Source organism: Curtobacterium sp. UCD-KPL2560 (assembly GCF_001705035.1).
GTDB lineage: Bacteria > Actinomycetota > Actinomycetes > Actinomycetales > Microbacteriaceae > Curtobacterium.
Genome location: NZ_MCIG01000075.1, coordinates 1 through 14,858, shown reverse-complemented (window position 1 = coordinate 14,858; position 14,858 = coordinate 1). Strand labels below are relative to the sequence as shown.

General features: G+C 75.9%; 15 protein-coding genes and 1 riboswitch. Of the genes, 10 read left to right on the top strand and 5 right to left on the bottom strand.

Annotated elements, in window-relative coordinates; all coding sequences use genetic code 11:
• The 3 genes from thiD to thiM all read right to left on the bottom strand — a co-directional run.
• Positions 1 to 1,045, bottom strand: a 1,045-nt coding sequence (thiD, locus tag BEP24_RS13825; RefSeq protein WP_065964361.1) for a bifunctional hydroxymethylpyrimidine kinase/phosphomethylpyrimidine kinase, incomplete at its 3' end; no start/stop codon positions are given.
• A complete protein-coding gene (gene thiE / locus BEP24_RS13820) occupies positions 1,042 to 1,803 on the bottom strand; it encodes a thiamine phosphate synthase (RefSeq protein ID WP_083230376.1) in 762 nt (253 codons plus the stop codon). The genes thiE and thiD, both read right to left, overlap by 4 nt.
• Entirely contained in the window at positions 1,800 to 2,672 is an 873-nt protein-coding gene (gene thiM / locus BEP24_RS13815; RefSeq protein WP_065964360.1) for a hydroxyethylthiazole kinase, read from the bottom strand. The genes thiE and thiM overlap by 4 nt, the downstream gene beginning before the upstream one ends.
• A riboswitch (TPP riboswitch) is annotated at positions 2,661 to 2,757 on the bottom strand. Its footprint overlaps the gene before it by 12 nt.
• A 202-nt stretch (positions 2,758 to 2,959) precedes the next feature.
• Between thiM and BEP24_RS13810 the strand changes: the two genes are divergently transcribed.
• From BEP24_RS13810 to BEP24_RS13800, 3 genes are all read left to right on the top strand, one after another.
• Positions 2,960 to 3,874: an NUDIX hydrolase gene (locus tag BEP24_RS13810; protein ID WP_065964358.1), complete on the top strand. Its 915-nt coding sequence runs from the start codon at positions 2,960 to 2,962 to the stop codon at positions 3,872 to 3,874.
• 199 nt (positions 3,875 to 4,073) lie between these two features.
• Positions 4,074 to 4,760 (top strand): aminoglycoside phosphotransferase family protein, encoded by a 687-nt coding sequence (locus BEP24_RS13805; protein WP_216093145.1) that lies wholly within the window; start codon positions 4,074 to 4,076, stop codon positions 4,758 to 4,760.
• A 77-nt stretch (positions 4,761 to 4,837) separates the two neighbouring features.
• Positions 4,838 to 5,785: a DnaJ domain-containing protein gene (locus BEP24_RS13800; protein ID WP_065964354.1), complete on the top strand. Its 948-nt coding sequence runs from the start codon at positions 4,838 to 4,840 to the stop codon at positions 5,783 to 5,785.
• Positions 5,786 to 5,832: 47 nt separating this feature from the next.
• Here the strand turns inward: BEP24_RS13800 and BEP24_RS13795 are convergent, their stop codons facing one another.
• On the bottom strand, positions 5,833 to 6,195 hold the full coding sequence (locus BEP24_RS13795) for an RNA-binding S4 domain-containing protein (RefSeq protein WP_065964352.1): 363 nt from the start codon (positions 6,193 to 6,195) through the stop codon (positions 5,833 to 5,835).
• A 61-nt stretch (positions 6,196 to 6,256) separates the two neighbouring features.
• Between BEP24_RS13795 and BEP24_RS18080 the strand changes: the two genes are divergently transcribed.
• Together BEP24_RS18080 and BEP24_RS13785 are read left to right on the top strand one after the other, a co-directional pair.
• Positions 6,257 to 6,631: a hypothetical protein gene (locus tag BEP24_RS18080; protein WP_253181699.1), complete on the top strand. Its 375-nt coding sequence runs from the start codon at positions 6,257 to 6,259 to the stop codon at positions 6,629 to 6,631.
• Between the two features lie 83 nt (positions 6,632 to 6,714).
• A complete protein-coding gene (locus BEP24_RS13785) occupies positions 6,715 to 7,869 on the top strand; it encodes a hypothetical protein (protein ID WP_065964350.1) in 1,155 nt (384 codons plus the stop codon).
• A 56-nt stretch (positions 7,870 to 7,925) separates the two neighbouring features.
• On the opposite strand, the gene BEP24_RS13780 is transcribed toward BEP24_RS13785, so the two are convergent.
• Positions 7,926 to 9,569, bottom strand: a complete 1,644-nt coding sequence (locus BEP24_RS13780) for a trypsin-like peptidase domain-containing protein (protein WP_083230375.1) — start codon at positions 9,567 to 9,569, stop codon at positions 7,926 to 7,928.
• Between the two features lie 283 nt (positions 9,570 to 9,852).
• Here BEP24_RS13780 and BEP24_RS13775 point away from each other — a divergent pair, with 283 nt between their 5' ends.
• The 5 genes from BEP24_RS13775 (at position 9,853) to BEP24_RS13755 (ending at position 13,993) form a co-directional block, all read left to right on the top strand.
• Positions 9,853 to 10,905 carry an iron chelate uptake ABC transporter family permease subunit gene (locus BEP24_RS13775; RefSeq protein ID WP_065964348.1) on the top strand — a complete coding sequence of 351 codons (1,053 nt, stop codon included), beginning with the start codon at positions 9,853 to 9,855 and terminating at the stop codon, positions 10,903 to 10,905.
• Positions 10,902 to 11,882 carry an iron chelate uptake ABC transporter family permease subunit gene (locus BEP24_RS13770; protein ID WP_065964346.1) on the top strand — a complete coding sequence of 327 codons (981 nt, stop codon included), beginning with the start codon at positions 10,902 to 10,904 and terminating at the stop codon, positions 11,880 to 11,882. The genes BEP24_RS13775 and BEP24_RS13770 overlap by 4 nt, the downstream gene beginning before the upstream one ends.
• Before the next feature lie 167 nt (positions 11,883 to 12,049).
• Complete coding sequence (locus BEP24_RS13765) at positions 12,050 to 12,529, top strand: FHA domain-containing protein (protein WP_065964342.1); 480 nt, start codon at positions 12,050 to 12,052, stop codon at positions 12,527 to 12,529.
• On the top strand, positions 12,529 to 13,233 hold the full coding sequence (locus tag BEP24_RS13760) for a MerR family transcriptional regulator (protein WP_065964341.1): 705 nt from the start codon (positions 12,529 to 12,531) through the stop codon (positions 13,231 to 13,233). Before BEP24_RS13765 ends, BEP24_RS13760 begins: the two co-directional genes overlap by 1 nt.
• 235 nt (positions 13,234 to 13,468) lie before the next feature.
• Complete coding sequence (locus BEP24_RS13755; protein WP_114850857.1) at positions 13,469 to 13,993, top strand: MerR family transcriptional regulator; 525 nt, start codon at positions 13,469 to 13,471, stop codon at positions 13,991 to 13,993.
• Positions 13,994 to 14,858: the final 865 nt, after the last annotated feature.

Here is a 14,858-nt window from a genome sequence, read left to right as displayed (position 1 = left end):
CCCCCGACCCGTCCCCGCTCGCCGCCCGCGCCAGCGCCTCGAGGTGCCCCTGGTACGCCCGCAGGTAGTGCACGTCCTGCGCCAGGTACCCCGCGAACACGTCCGCCGGCAGCGACCCGTCCCGCAGCCCGACCAGGAACGGCGTCGCGAGCGTCTCCTCGAGCACCCCCGCCACGTCGGCCCACCAGCGGTCCGTCCACCGCCGCTCCGGCAGCAGCGCGCGCACGGCGGCACCGTGGTCGACGGGTCCGTTCCCGCTCCCGACCCGCAGCGCGTCCGCCCCGCCGAGCGCCTGCCCGAGCCAGTCCTTCGCCTCGCCGACCGCGAGCTCCCAGTCGCCCGAGGCGGCCGCGAGCGTCGCGACCGCGCTCGACAGCGAGCACCCGGTCCCGTGCGTGTTCGTCGTCGCGACCCGCGGCGCCGAGAAGGTCCGCCGCTCGCCGGACGGCGCCACGAGTTCGTCGTCCGCGGTCGGTCCGTCGTCGTGCCCGCCCTTCGCCAGCACCCGGACGTCCCAGGTCCGCGCGACGAGGAGCGCCGGGTCCGCGGCGTCGGCGTCCCCGGCGAGCTCCGCCAGCACGGCGAGCTCCGGTCGGTTCGGCGTCACGAGGTCGGCGACGCCGAGCAGCGCGCGCACCGCGTCGGTGGCGTCCTCGTCGAGCAGCCGGTCGCCGCTCGTGGCCACCATCACCGGGTCGACGACGACCACCGGCGGCCGGTGCTCGCGGAGCCACGCGGTCACCTCGCGCACGACGGCCGCGGTGCCGAGCATCCCGACCTTCACGGCGTCGACCTCGACGTCGTCGGACACGGCGTCGAGCTGCTCCCGCAGGAACCGCACGTCGGGCACGTGCACCGACCGCACGCCGTGCGTGTTCTGCGCCACGAGCGCGGTCACCACGCCCATCCCGTAGCCGTCGTGCGCCGCGATCGCCTTGAGGTCGGCCTGCAGCCCCGCGCCGCCGGTCGGGTCGGTCCCCGCGATCGCCAGCACGCGCGGCACGACCGGACGCGGGTCCCCGCCCGCGACCGTCGGCCGGGTCACCGTCGGCCCCCGTCCGGCACGGCACCGGCCTGGAGGCGCGGATCGCCGCCCGCGGTCGGGTCCGGCTCCGTCCCGTGGTCGGCTCCGACCCCGTCGCGGAGGTCGGCGACGCCGGCCCACGCCGCCAGGTACGCGGCCGCCGCCGCGCCGGGGTCGGGCGCCGCGCAGATCCCGGACACCACGGCCACCCCGGCGACGCCGGCCGCGCGGAGCGCCGGGACGTCGTCGAGGCCCACGCCGCCGATGGCCACGCACGGCACGTCGGTGGCGGCCGCGGTCCGCGCGACCCCCGCGTGGCCGAGCGGTGCCGGGTGGTCGGGCTTCGTCGAGGTGGGGTGCACGACCCCGACGCCGAGCAGGTCGACGGTGCCGCGGGGCAGCCGGTCGACGGCGGCCAGGTGCGCCGGCGTGTTCGCGGTGAGGCCGACGTGGGCGTCCGGGCCGAGGAGTGTCCGCGCGGCCGTGACGGGCAGGTCGGACTGTCCGAGGTGCACCCCGGCGACCCGGTGTCCGGCGACCCGGGCGGCGAGCGCGACGTCGAGGCGGTCGTCGACCACCACCGTGGCACGGTCGCCCACCGCGTCGGCGACGGCCGCGGTCAGCGCGAGCAGGTCCCGTGCCGAGGCCGTCTTGTCGCGCACCTGCACGGTCCGGACGCCGGCCTGCACCGCGGCGCGGACGACGCCGAGCACGCCGACGCCGTGCCGGTCGCAGAGCGCCCCGTCGGTGACCAGGTACACGCCGAGGTCGGCGGTCACGACCGGACGCCGTCCGTCGAGCCGGCACCGACCGGGGCGGCCGTGACCGTGACGCGGGCCTCGCGGACAACGTCGTCCGGGGTCAGCGCGGCCAGCCGGTCGAGGAAGAGCGGCTGGAACGTGCCCGGACCGCCGGCGTCCCGGGCGGCGAGCTCGGCCGCGACCGTGTGCACCACGGTGGCCGCGACGGCTGCCGCACCGGGGTCGTCCGGGGCGACCGCGGTGAAGGCGGCGACGACGGCGCCGAGGGCACACCCGCCGCCCGTGATCCGCGTGAGCAGTTCCGTGCCGTTCGCGACGCGCACGGTCCCGGTGCCGGGCGCGACCAGCAGGTCGACCGGACCCGACACGGCCAGCGCGCCCACGCTCCTCCCGTCCGACGCGGCGACGGCGGCCGCGAGCGCGTCGTCGGGGCCGACCGTGCTGTCCACGCCGCGCCCGCCGGCCGAGGCGCCGAGCACGGCGAGGACCTCGGAGGCGTTGCCGCGCAGCACCGTGGGACGGAGCGCGAGGAGCTCGCGGGCGAGCGCGGTGCGCACCGGGAGCGAGCCGACCGCGACCGGGTCGAGCACCCAGGGGGTGCCGGCGTCGACGGCGGCGGTGGCGGCCTCGACGGACGCGACCCGCGGCTCCGCGTGCGGCGTGCCCGTGTTCACGAGCAGGGCGTCCGCGACGCGGGCGAACGGCCCGGCCTCGGTCGGCACGTCGACCATCGCGGCCGAGGCGCCGAGCGCGAGCAGCACGTTCGCGGTGACGTTCTGCACCACCGTGTTCGTGATGCACTGCACGAGCGGTGCCCGGGCGCGGACGGCCTCGAGCAGTTCGGCGGTGCGGTGTGCCCAGGCAGGGGAGGGCGCAGCGTTCTCCATGGACGATCCCTTCGCGAGTACGAGCTCGAGCAGGTTCGACGGGTGTGATCTCAGCCGCCCGGTGGCGGCACCCCGTGTCTCGAGCGTCACCGTACACGAGCTCCGGGGCCCTGCGGGAGGGGCGTCGGCGAGCGTCAACCACCGGTCCGCCGCCCGGCCCGTCGTCCGGCCCGCCGCCCGGCCCGCGCCCGGTCCTCGCCCGGTCCTCCGGTCGGGGGACGGGCCGCGCGGTGACGTCCAGCGACCTCGCCGGACGGACCCGGGGGACCCTGTGCCAGGGTTGACGGGTGCAGCGCGCAACGCCTCCCGGACCGCCACCCGGCCCCCGCGACCCCGGGGACGCCTGGGCGGTCGGACCCGACGGCACCAAGGCCTGGGGCCGCTTCGGCGCCGCCGGGTTGCTCGTCGACGACGGCGCCGGACGGGTGCTCCTGCAGCACCGCGTCGAGTGGAGCCACCACGGCGGCACCTGGGGGATCCCGGGCGGCGCCCGCCACCAGGGCGAGGACCCCGTGCGCGCGGCGCTCCGCGAGTCCGCCGAGGAGGCCGGCGTGCCGGCCGACGGCGTCACCCTGCGGCACACGTCCGTGCTCGACCTGGGGTTCTGGACCTACACGACCGTCGTGGGGCGCGCCTCCCGGCCCTTCGAACCGGTGATCGCCGACCGCGAGAGCCTCGCGCTGTCCTGGGTGCCCGTCGACGAGGTCGACGACCTGCCGCTCCACCCCGGGTTCGGCGCCTCCTGGCCCGCGCTCCGTGCCGCGGTGCCGACCACCCCGCACGTCGTCGTCGACGCCGCGAACGTCGTCGGCAGCGTGCCGGACGGGTGGTGGCGCGACCGGGCGGGCGCGGCCGGACGGCTGCTCGACACCGTGACGGCGCTCGCCGCGGCCGGGTTGCCGGCGGCGTCGCTCGGGCTCGGGTTCACCCGGTGGTGGCCGCGGTGGACCGTGGTCCTCGAGGGCGAGGCCCGTGCCGCTGCCGACGCCGCGGGCACGGTCGAGGTCGTGCGTGCCGAGGGGTCCGGGGACGACGCGATCGTGGCGGCCGCCGGAGCCGCCGTCGACGCGGGCGACGCGCCCGTCGTCGTGGTCACGGCGGACCGTGGCCTGCGGTCCCGCGTCGAGGCGCTCGGTGCCGAGGTGCGCGGCCCCGGGTGGTTCCGCGAGCAGGACCACGAGGGCGCTCCGACGACGCCCTGACCGCGATCGCGGGCGGGGGCAGCAGGGTGCTCCCGCGACGCCCTGACAGCGGATCGCGACCAGATCGCCCACCGGGGCCCCGTCGCCGGTACGCTGGCCCCCACGTCGACGGAGACGTGCCGACAGGAGGTCCACGATGGAACGCGTCACGAGAGCCGACGACCGTGTCCACCGTCCTGCGGGGCCGTGGACACCGACCGTGCACCACCTGCTCGCGCACCTGCACGAGCAGGGCTTCGTCGCCGCACCGGAACCGATCGCCCTCGGCGACGTCCTCGAGACGGTGACCTTCGTCCCGGGCACCGCGGGCAACTACCCGTGGACCGCGGAGATCGCGAGCGAGGCCGCGCTCGTCACCTCGGCCCGGCTGCTCCGGCAGTACCACGACGCCGCCGCCACGTACCCGCGCAGCGCCGCCGACGTGTGGTCGCAGGCCGAGCGGCTGCCGGTCGAGACGATCGTGCACGGCGACTTCGCCCCCTACAACTGCGTCTACGACGGCATCGCCGCGAGCGGCCTCATCGACTTCGACACCGCGCACCCCGGCCCGCGGGTCTGGGACGTCGCGAGCGCCGTCTACCGGTTCGCCCCCTTCACGACGGGCGTCGTCGAGGGGAGCACCGCACCGTCCCTGGGCGAGCGGCTCGCCCGCGCCGCGGAGTTCTGCCGCGCCTACGGCCTGGACGACCGGTCGCGCGGTGTCCTCGTCGACACGATGACGGCGTCCCTCGTCGCCCTCGTCACGACGATGGAGACCGAGGCCGCCGCCGGCAACCCGAAGTTCGTCAGCGACCTGGAGCACGGGCACGCGGAGCTCTACCGCGCCGACGTGGCGTACCTCGAGGCGAACGCCGACGCGATCCGGGACGCCGTCACCGCGCCCTGACCGGCGGCAGGCGTCCAGCCGCCGTGCAGCCCGCACGCGGCCGGCTCCGACCCCGCCTCGGGTACTGTCGCAGGGCCATGACCGACAGCCCGGCCGACGCCACCCCCTACGAGGTCCTCGGCGTCCCCGCGACCGCCGACGACGACGACCTGCGCCGCGCGTACCGTCGCGCCGCCCGCGAGTCCCACCCCGACCTCGGCGGCGACCCCCGACGCTTCCGCCAGGTGCAGCTCGCCTGGGAACGCATCGGCACGCCCGCGGCACGCCGGGCCTACGACGCGGGATCGCGCGCCACGAGCGGGCAGGGCGCGTCCGGTCCGTCGGGCTCCTCGGTCTGGAGGGACGGCTCCGGTCGCGACGAGTACGCACCTCCGGCAGCGCGTCGCGACTCCCGCCCCCGGGCGCGGTCCCACGGACACCCCGGCGGTCGGTCGCGCGAGGTGTTCCTGCAGGCCGAGCGGGAGTGGGTCGGCCTCGGCGACCCGATCGAGGACCCGTACGACCCCGCGCTCGTCCGCTCCGCCCCGCGGCACGTCCGGCGCCTCCTCGGCGAGGCCCTGGCAGAGGAGGCCACCGCCGCGATCGTCGCCGGCATGGGCATCGGCGTGACGGTGTGGCACGACCTCGACGCCGGGGCCGAGGGCAAGCTCGACCACGCGGTGCTCACCCCGAGCGGGCTCTGGGCCGTCGAGTCGATCGACTGGGGCGGTCCGGTGCGCATCGAGCACGGCGAGGTCGTCGGCGAGACGCTCGCACCGGGGGAGCGGCCGGTCAAGGAACTCGTGCGCGCGGCCCGAGCCGTGCAGAAGCAGACGCGGGTCCGCTTCACCGGGCGTCTCCTGGTCGTCCTGGACGGCGCCGTCGACGAGGACGTGCAGGTCGTCGGCTCCCCGCGGAAGCCCACGGCGTTCGTGGTCCGGCGCAGCGCACTCGGTCAGGTGCTCAGCGGCGTGTGGTCGCCCGAGGGCAGCGTCGACGTGTTCGACGTCCGCGACCGGATGCAGCAGACCGTCCGCTTCGTCTGACCGACCGGACCGGACCGACCGGGCTACGCTGACCGGACTGCGGGGGTTCAGTACCCGCGGAGCTTCTCGAGGTCGCGGCGCTCCCGCTTGCTCGGCCGCCCGGTCCCGGGGTCGCGCATCGGGACGAACCCGGCCTCCTCGCGGGGGAGCCGCGGCGGCGTGCGGTCCTCGAAGTGCTTCGCGGCCTCGGGCGCGCTCGTGCGCTTGAGGATGATCCCCGTCACGACGACGATCCGGTCGAACCCGGCCTGGCGCACGCGGACCTCGTCGCCCGGACCGACCGTCTGCGCCGGCTTCGCGCGTTCGCCGTTCACCCGGACGTGGCCGGCCTTGCACGCCGCGGTCGCCGCGGAGCGGGTCTTCGTGATCCGCACCGCCCAGATCCAGCTGTCGACGCGTGCCTTGTCCATCCGTCCACCCTAGGCGTGCCGACCCGGCGCGACCCGGACCGCGCCCGCTACCGTCGGGAGCGTGCAGGACCACCCGAGCGACCACACGACCGGCGGCACGACGGGCGGCGAACCGGGTGGCGGGGTCGACCACGCCGCGGCCCGTCCGCCGGCGCCGACCGGTCCCGTCGCACCCCCGGCGGCGACCGACCAGGACGCCCTCGCCCGGTCCCGCGCCCTCGCGGTGCTCAGCGCCGCGGCCCTCGGTGACCGGCTCGTCGTGCGCGCCCGGCACGGTGACGGCGCCCGGGACGCCCTCGGGGCGCTGACGGCCCGGACGGCGACGACCGTCACCGTCGACACCCGCCGAGGCCCGGTCGAGGTCCCGCTCGACGACGTCGTGGCCGCGAAGCCCGTGCCACCGCCACCCGAGCGCCGACCCCGCCGGGCACCGTGAGCCACCACCGCCCGACCTCGTGTCCCGGACGCTCCCGGCGAGCCGCGTCCGTCCGCGCAGCACCCCACCCGTAGCCTCGGGGCATGCCCGCTCCCGTCCCCCTCGGCACCGAGGACCGGACCGCCCGGCTGACCCTCCGCCGCCCCGACCACTGGCGCCGCGAGGAGCACCCGCAGGCGGACCTCCGCCTCACCGGTGACGACGTCGTGCTCACCGTGCGGTCCCGCCCGAGCGAGCGCACCATCGCCGAGGAGCACACCGGTCTGCTCGAGCGGCTCCCGGGCTCGGTCGAGGGCCTCCGCCTGGTCGGCTGCGACGCCTGGACGGCCGCCGGTGCCCCCGCGCGCCTCGTCGAGTACGTACGCCCGGACGACGAGCGCGACGTCGCCGGGGCCCACCTGCTCTTCGTCACCGGTCGGCACCGCGTCGACGTCACGGTCGAGCGCCCGCTCGCGCGCCTGCTCGCGACCGACGACCTCGTCTTCGCGGTCCTCGACGGCGTGCGGGCCACCGAGCCCGCCCCGGCGCGACCGCAGCGGGAGCTCGAACCGCTCCCGGAGGCCCCGCCCGAGCCGCTCCTCGACGGTCCGCGCATCAGCGCGGCCGCGCTCGGGACGCTCCAGGGGCTCGTCGGCCGACGCTGGAACCCGACCGTGCTCCGCACCGAGGCGGGCCGCGAACTCGTCGAGGCCGGCCTGGTCGGCCGGCTCGGCACCCTGCCGGAGCCGACGCAGGCGCTCCTCGTGCCCTGGCAGGACGGCACCGAGCCGGTCACCCTGGAACAGCAGTTGCCCGACGGGCGCAGGACGCGCCTCCAGGCCTGGTCCGACACCGTCGTCGACGGTGCCGACGACGTCGTGGTCGCGTCCCTGCCGCCCGAGCGGACGGTCGCGCTCCTGGCCGGGAGGCTCGGCATCGGTCCGACGTGGACCTTCTCGTTCCGCACGGGGTCGCTCCGGGCCGACCTGCTCGCCCGCAGGGCGGGCGGCGGACCCGACGTGCCGGACCTGCCGCCGGCGGTCGCCGACGGCGACCCCCGCCTCGCCCGCTTCTGGGCCGCTCCGTGGACCGTGTCGCACCTGCGCCGTCCCGGCCGCCCGGAGCCCGTGACGATCGTGCACGCTGCCGGTCACGGCTTCGCGCGCGTCGGACGCACGGTCGCCGGGGAGACGGCCTTCCGGACGGACTCCCCGGCGAACGTGTACCGGAGCGTGGTGCGCGCGGTCCTGACCGCCTGACGCCCTGACCGGGTCGGCGGCGGTCGTCCCGGTCCGGGGCGGTCGTCGGTCCGGGATCAGGCGGCGGGGCCGACCGTCAGGGTCACCGTCACGGTCTTCGCCGCACCGGTGGCGTCGGTGTAGCCGACCTGGACGCGGTCACCGACGGCGTGGGTGCGGACCGCGGCGGTGAGGGCGTCGCTGCTCGTCACGGCGGTGCCGTCGAGGCTCGTCACCGTGTCGCCCGCGACGAGACCGGCAGCGGCCGCGCCGGAGCCCTCGACGGTGCCCGCCACCGCGACGCCCGTCCCCGTGCCCTGCGCCGAGGACACCTCGACGCCGAGGAACGCCGGCAGGCCGATGGTGACGGTGTCGGACGCCTCGCCGGACAGGATCTGCGAGGCGATCGCCTTGGCGGTCGCGATCGGGATCGCGTAGCCGGTGACGTCGGCCGAGCCGGAGGACGCGGCCGTGGCCATGCCGACGACCTCGCCCTCGGCGTCGACGACCGGGCCGCCGGAGTCGCCGGGCACGATGTCCGCGGCGACCTCGATGAGGCCCTGCAGCGACTCGGTCCCGGTGCCGGACTCGCTCTGCACCTGGATGTCCTGACCGAGTGCGGTCACGGTGCCCTGCGCGGCGACGAGGTCACCGGTCCCACCCGCGTTGCCCACGTCGGTCACGGTGTCGCCGGTCCGCGGCTCGCCGTCGTCGTCGAGCGTCACCGTCGACAGGCCGGAGGCGCCCTGCAACCGGAGCACGGCGACGTCGTGCGTGGCGTCGGTCCCGACCACCTGGGCGGTGTACTGCTTCCCGGTCGTCTCGTCGGTGGCCGTGATGCTCGTCGCGCCCTGCACGACGTGGTTGTTCGTCAGGACCGTGCCGTCCGCCGTCAGCACCATGCCCGTGCCGGCCGCGCGGGACGAGTCGTCGTACCCGACGACGGTGTCGATCGTGACGACGCCGCGCTGCTGCGCCGCGGTGGCCGGGGTCGCGGCGGACTCGGTGCCGGTCCCGCTGCCGGTGCTGCCACCGGTGCCGGAGCTGCCGCCCGTTCCGCTCCCGCCCCCGGGGACGGTGAAGCCGTTCGTGCCGGAGCCGCTGCCGCTGCCGGTGCCGGTGCCGGGCAGGGTCGTCGACCCCTGCGACTGGCTCGAGGTGGTCGTGGTGTGCTGCGAGGACAGGCCGAACGCCGTGCCGCCGGCCGCACCGACGATCGCGAGGGCCGCGACGCCCGAGCCGATCGCCAGGCCGAGGCGGCGCCTCCGGCCACGCCGGTCCGCGGTGCCGCCCCACGCGGGGGAGGCGTGGTCCGCGCTCGCGGCCGCCGACGCCCACCCCGCGGACGCCGTCGCCCACCCCGCGGACGGGGAGCCCGCGGCCGTTCCGGGCGCTCCCGCTTTGGGTGTCGTGGTCCCGGAGCCGGCCGTACCGGGCCCGCCGACGCCGCCGAGCGCCGTGCTCCCGACGAGGAAGGGACCGCGGCCGTCCGACGCGTAGGCGTAGGGGCCGGAGCCGTCCTGGCCGTACAGCCACGGGCCGCTGCCGTCGAACGCGTACGCCGCGCGGAGCGAGGCCCGGTCGGCGTGCGGCGCCTCCGGTCCGGACCACGGTCCGCCCGCCGCACCGGGGGTCGGCCGTGCGGTCGCGGAGCGGTCGGCGTCGTGCTGACCGCGGCCGTGCTGGTCGTCGGCCGGTGCGGGGTTCGTGGTCTCGTTCATCGGTGCTCTCCGGTGGTCCGTCGCCGACCCGGGGCTCGCGCCGCCGGTGTCGATCCGTCCTCGACGACCCGGGCGGGTGTCGATGGAGCAAGTACAGGAGCCGAACCCATGACGACCCTATGAGCGAGCCACGTGTGACCTCCGCGCTCGCCACGAGGAGGCCGCACGCGGCGACGACCGTGCGGGCACCTCGTCCCCGGCCGTCGTCGTCCGTGCCCGCGCGGTCGGGGACCCGCCCCACCGGTCCGGCTCGGCGGCCGCGGTTAGGCTGACGACACCGCCCATGCGCACGTCCTCCTCCCGAACCCCCGCACGCCGCCCGCGATCCGCACCGGCGTCGCGCAGCCGTCTCGTCCTCGCCACCGTGCTCGCCGTGGTCGTGCTGCTGGTCGCCGTCGCACTGTCGGTCGCCCTCGGGTCCCGTCCGATCCCGCTCGGGACCGTGGTCGACACCCTGCTGCACCCCGGCAGGCAGGACGAGGTCGGGCTGATCGTCCTCGGCAACCGCGTCCCACGCACCGTCGTCGGGCTGCTCGCCGGTGCCGCGCTCGGGGTCGCCGGCGCCGTCATGCAGGGCGTCACGCGGAACCCGCTCGCCGACCCCAGCGTGCTCGGCATCAACGCCGGTGCAGCACTCGCCGTCGTCGTCGGCATCGCGGTCCTCGGGATCAGCGGGACCGCCGCCTACCTGCCCTTCGCGTTCGTCGGCGCCGGGCTCGCCGCGCTGCTCGTGTACGGCGTGGCCGCGGTCGCCCGCAGAGGCCTGTCGCCCGTGGGCCTCGCGCTCGCCGGGGCCGTCGTCGCGGCCGCCCTGTCCTCGGTCACCACCGCGGTGCTCGTGACGAGCCAGAGCCTGCTCGACCAGCTGCGGTTCTGGCAGGTCGGGGCGCTCGCGGGCAAGGACCTCGGGACCGCCGGGGTGATCGCCGTGCCGGTGCTCGTCGGACTCGTCGTCGCCGCCGCACTCGGGCGCTCGTTGAACACCCTCGCGCTCGGCGACGAGCTCGCGGCGTCGCTCGGACAGCGTGTGGTGCTCGTCCGCGTCGTCGGCGGCGTCGTGACGGTCCTGCTGGCGGGGTCGGCGGTCGCCGCCGCGGGGCCGATCGCGTTCGTCGGCCTCGCCGTGCCGCACGCCGTCCGTCGGCTGAGCGGATCCGACCAGCGCTGGACGATCCTCCTGTCCGCCCTGGTCGCGCCCGCGCTCCTGCTCGTCGCCGACGTCGTGGGCCGTCTCGTGGCGTACCCGGGGGAGCTGCAGGTCGGCATCGTGACCGCGCTCATCGGTGCCCCGGTGCTCATCTGGCTCGTGCGCTCCCGGGTGGTGACCGGCCTGTGACCGCCGTCCGTCGCGAGGTCGCCGTCCTCGGCGGGGTCCTCCTGCTCCTCGTGGCCCTCGTGCTCGTCGGTCTCGGCGTCGGGGAGATCCCGCTGTCCCCGCTCCAGGTCGCCGGAGCGCTCGTCGGGCACGGCGACACCGTGTCGGACTTCGTCGTCCGGCAGCTCCGCGGGCCCCGGGTCGCCGGTGCGGTCCTCGTCGGCGCGGCGCTCGGCGTCGCGGGCGGCATCGTGCAGAGCGTCGTGCGGAACCCGATCGCGAGCCCGGACGTCATCGGGGTGACGTCGGGGGCGAGCGCCGCCGGGCTGACCGCGATCGTGCTGTTCGGTGCGAGCGGCGGCACCCTGTTCGCGGCCGTCGTGGTCGGGGCCGTGCTCGTCGCGGTCGTCATCGCCGCACTGTCCTGGCGGCGGGGGATCACCGGGAACCGGGTGGTCCTCGTCGGCATCGGTGTCGCCGCGGTCTGCCTGAGCGTCACCGGCTGGCTGCTCACCTCCGGGTCCGTGCAGCAGGCCGGGACCGCGCTCCTCTGGCTCTCGGGCAGCCTCAACGCCGTCGACCGGACGCTCGTCGGCGTGCTCGCGGTCACGGTGGTCGTCCTGCTCACGGGGGCCCTGCTGCAGTCCCCCCGGCTCACGGTGCTCGCGCTCGGGGACGACGTCGCCGCCGCGCTCGGGCTGCGGCCGGACCGCGCGAAGGTGCTCCTCCTGCTCACCGCCGTCTGCCTGACGGCGGGGGCGGTCGCGACCGCGGGGCCGGTGTCCTTCGTCGCGCTCATGGCCGCGCCGATCGCCCGGCGGCTCGTCGGCAACGGTCGGGTCGCCCTCGGGCCGATCGCGGCCGTCGGCGCCGTGGTCACGCTCGCGAGCGACCTCGTGGCGCAGTTCGCGATCCCGGGCAACGCGCTGCCCGTGGGCGTCGTGACCGGGGTCGTCGGCGCGCCGTACCTGCTCTGGTTGCTCGCGCGGGGGCGCTGACCGACCGGTCGGAGCGGGCGGGTACCTGTCCGTCGTCGGTGTGCGGGGCGGGCATCTTCGATGCGTTCCCTGGGCGTCGGCTGTCGCTTTCTCCACAGCCTCGTTCGGGGCTCCCGCACGGTCACCGGTTTCCGATACGCTGGGGCGCCAAGAGGAGGAGGTCCACGATGCCAGATCCAGTGGTCCCGCAGCACGGCGGTCAGAAGACCCCAGAGCAGCGGCTGGTCGACACCACCCTGACCTTCAGCATGGACATGGGGGCGGCACTCACCCCCGAGTCCGGGGTGTCGGTCGAGGAACGCGAAGCGATCAACGCGTTGCCCTCCGGCTCCGCCCTGCTGGTGGTCCGACGCGGTCCGAACGTGGGCGCGCGGTTCCTCCTCGACTCCGACGTCACGACGGTCGGTCGGCACCCCGACGCCGACATCTTCCTCGACGACGTCACGGTGTCCCGCAAGCACGCCGAGTTCCTCCGCCACGGCACCGCCTTCAGCGTCAAGGACAACGGCTCGCTCAACGGCACGTACTTCGACGGCGTCCGGATCGACGAAGCGCTGCTCACCGACGGGGCCGAGGTCCAGGTCGGCAAGTTCCGCCTCACGTTCTACGCATCACGGGTCGACCTGGCGCGCCTGGCGAACGCGTAGTGGCCGGGCGGTCCGCCGCGGCCCTCACCGGTGCCGCGGTCCCGGACCTGCTCACCATCGGGCAGGTCCTCGCTCGTCTCAAGCCCGAGTTCCCCGACCTGTCGAGCTCGAAGCTGCGCTTCCTCGAGGAGCGCGAGCTGGTCACTCCCGTGCGCACGGCGAGCGGGTACCGCAAGTTCTCGGCGGCCGACGTCGACCGGCTGCGGATCGTCCTCGGGCTGCAGCGTGACCACTACCTGCCGCTCAAGGTCATCAAGGACTACCTGGCCGACCTCGACGCCGGGCGCGATCCGGTGTTGCCGGGCGGGGGAGACGCACCGAAGCCCTCGATCCTGGGCCGCGAGCGTCGGTACACCCGCGACGAGACCGTCCGTGCCGCCGGGGCGTCGCCGATGCTGCTCTCCGACGCCGTCTCCGCGTCGCTGCTGCCCGCGGCCGACACCTACACGGACGACGCCGTCGCGGTGCTCAAGGCGCTCGTCGACCTCCAGCGCACCGGGATCGAACCGCGCCACCTGCGCAGCATGCGTGGCGTCGCGGAGCGCGAGGTCGGGCTCATCGAGTCGGCACTCATGCCGGTCTCCCGCCGCGGGGACGCCACGTCGCGCGCCAAGGCGACCGAGATGGCCCGCGAGATCGCCGCGCAGCTCGAGGTGATCCGGTCGAGTCTCATCCGGTCGGCCATCGGTCGTCTCGACGCATGAGCAGCGGATCCGCGCCGGTCGTGACTGCTCCCGCCCCTGTCGGCGGTCGGTGGTCGGTGCGTATCCTCGACACGCCGGACGCGCCGAGCCGGATGTGCCGCGTGCGGAGCACCCGAGTCGCTACCGTGGACCCCGGAACAACTCTCAACCCGTCGTTGAACCTTCGGGTGGGAGCTCGAACGTCGTGGAAGGCATGCACATGAGTGGGACTGACACCCCCGGTACCGAGTCCGACATGACTCGGTACGACCTCGGTCTGCTCTTCACCGACGGTCTCCCCGAGCACGACGAGCAGAACGGCTACCGCGGCACCGTCGCCGCCCGGGCCGCCGGCATCTCGTACCGCCAGCTCGACTACTGGGCCCGGACCGAGCTCGTGCAGCCCACCATCCGCGGTGCCGCGGGGTCGGGTTCGCAGCGGCTCTACGGGTTCCGCGACATCCTCGTCCTCAAGCTCGTCAAGCGACTGCTCGACACCGGCATCTCGCTTCAGCAGATCCGTACCGCCGTGAACCAGCTCCGCGAGTCCGGCGTCTCCGACCTGGCCCAGACGACGCTCATGTCCGACGGCGCCTCGGTGTACCTGTGCACGTCGGACGACGAGGTCATCGACCTGGTCTCGCGCGGGCAGGGCGTGTTCGGCATCGCCGTCGGCAAGGTCCTGCGCGAGGTCGAGAGCTCGCTCGTTGAGCTCGACGCGACCCCGGCTGCCGACCCCGACGACGAGCTCGCCGCCCGCCGGGCATCGCGCGCTTCCTGACCCGACCGGGTCACCCGCGCCGCGCCCGTCCGCGAGTGCCACGTCCGTTGCGTCCGAAGCACGCACGTTCCTGAGCGCGCCACATCCGTCACCCTGGACGTGCGCACGCGCCGGATTCCGCGCGCTCAACGGAACCCGTGCGGCGCGTCCTGCTCGCTCGACGGCGTTGGCAGTACGCGGTCGGGATCGGGGTCCAGGACCTTGGGGGCCGGATCAGTGAGTGACGCCGCCCGGGCGAGCTGGATCAGCCAGTGACGCCGCCCGGGCGAGCCGGAACGCGACCCGGGCGATCGAGGCGTCCCGGTGGTGAGCCGGGCGATCGAGGCGACCCGGTTGCGAGCCGAGCACCCGCGGTCGTGACCCGCCGTCGCAACGGAGGTCGTGCCTCCCGGACGCACCGTCGAGCGCGAGCGAGCAGGACGTGCCGCGTGCGCGTCATCGTGTGGGCGGTCGACGTTGCTGCCGGACCGCGAGCGTGACAGGAACGGCCCGTTCGGCTGAGGGCCGCCCCGCCCGTCGTCTGCCGTCGGGCACGAGCGAGCGAGCGAGGGCGAGAGAGGAGGATTCGCCGCGTGCGCGTCGTGGTGTGGGCGGTGTACGTTACTGCCGGGCCGCGAGCGTGACAGGAACGGCTCGTTCAGCTGGGGCCCCGCCCGTCGTCCGCCGTCGGGCACGAGCGAGCACGACGTGCCGTGTGCGTGTCGTGCCGCGGGCGCGGTACGTCGCCCGCGGGCCGCGAGCGTGACAGAAGATGCCCGCTCGACGAAGCCGAACGACGCCGACCGGCAAGCCGGCCAGACGACCGCAGGACGGCCGACAGGCCGCCCCCGCGCGCCCTACGCCGTGACGGCCCCCGCGGCAGCCC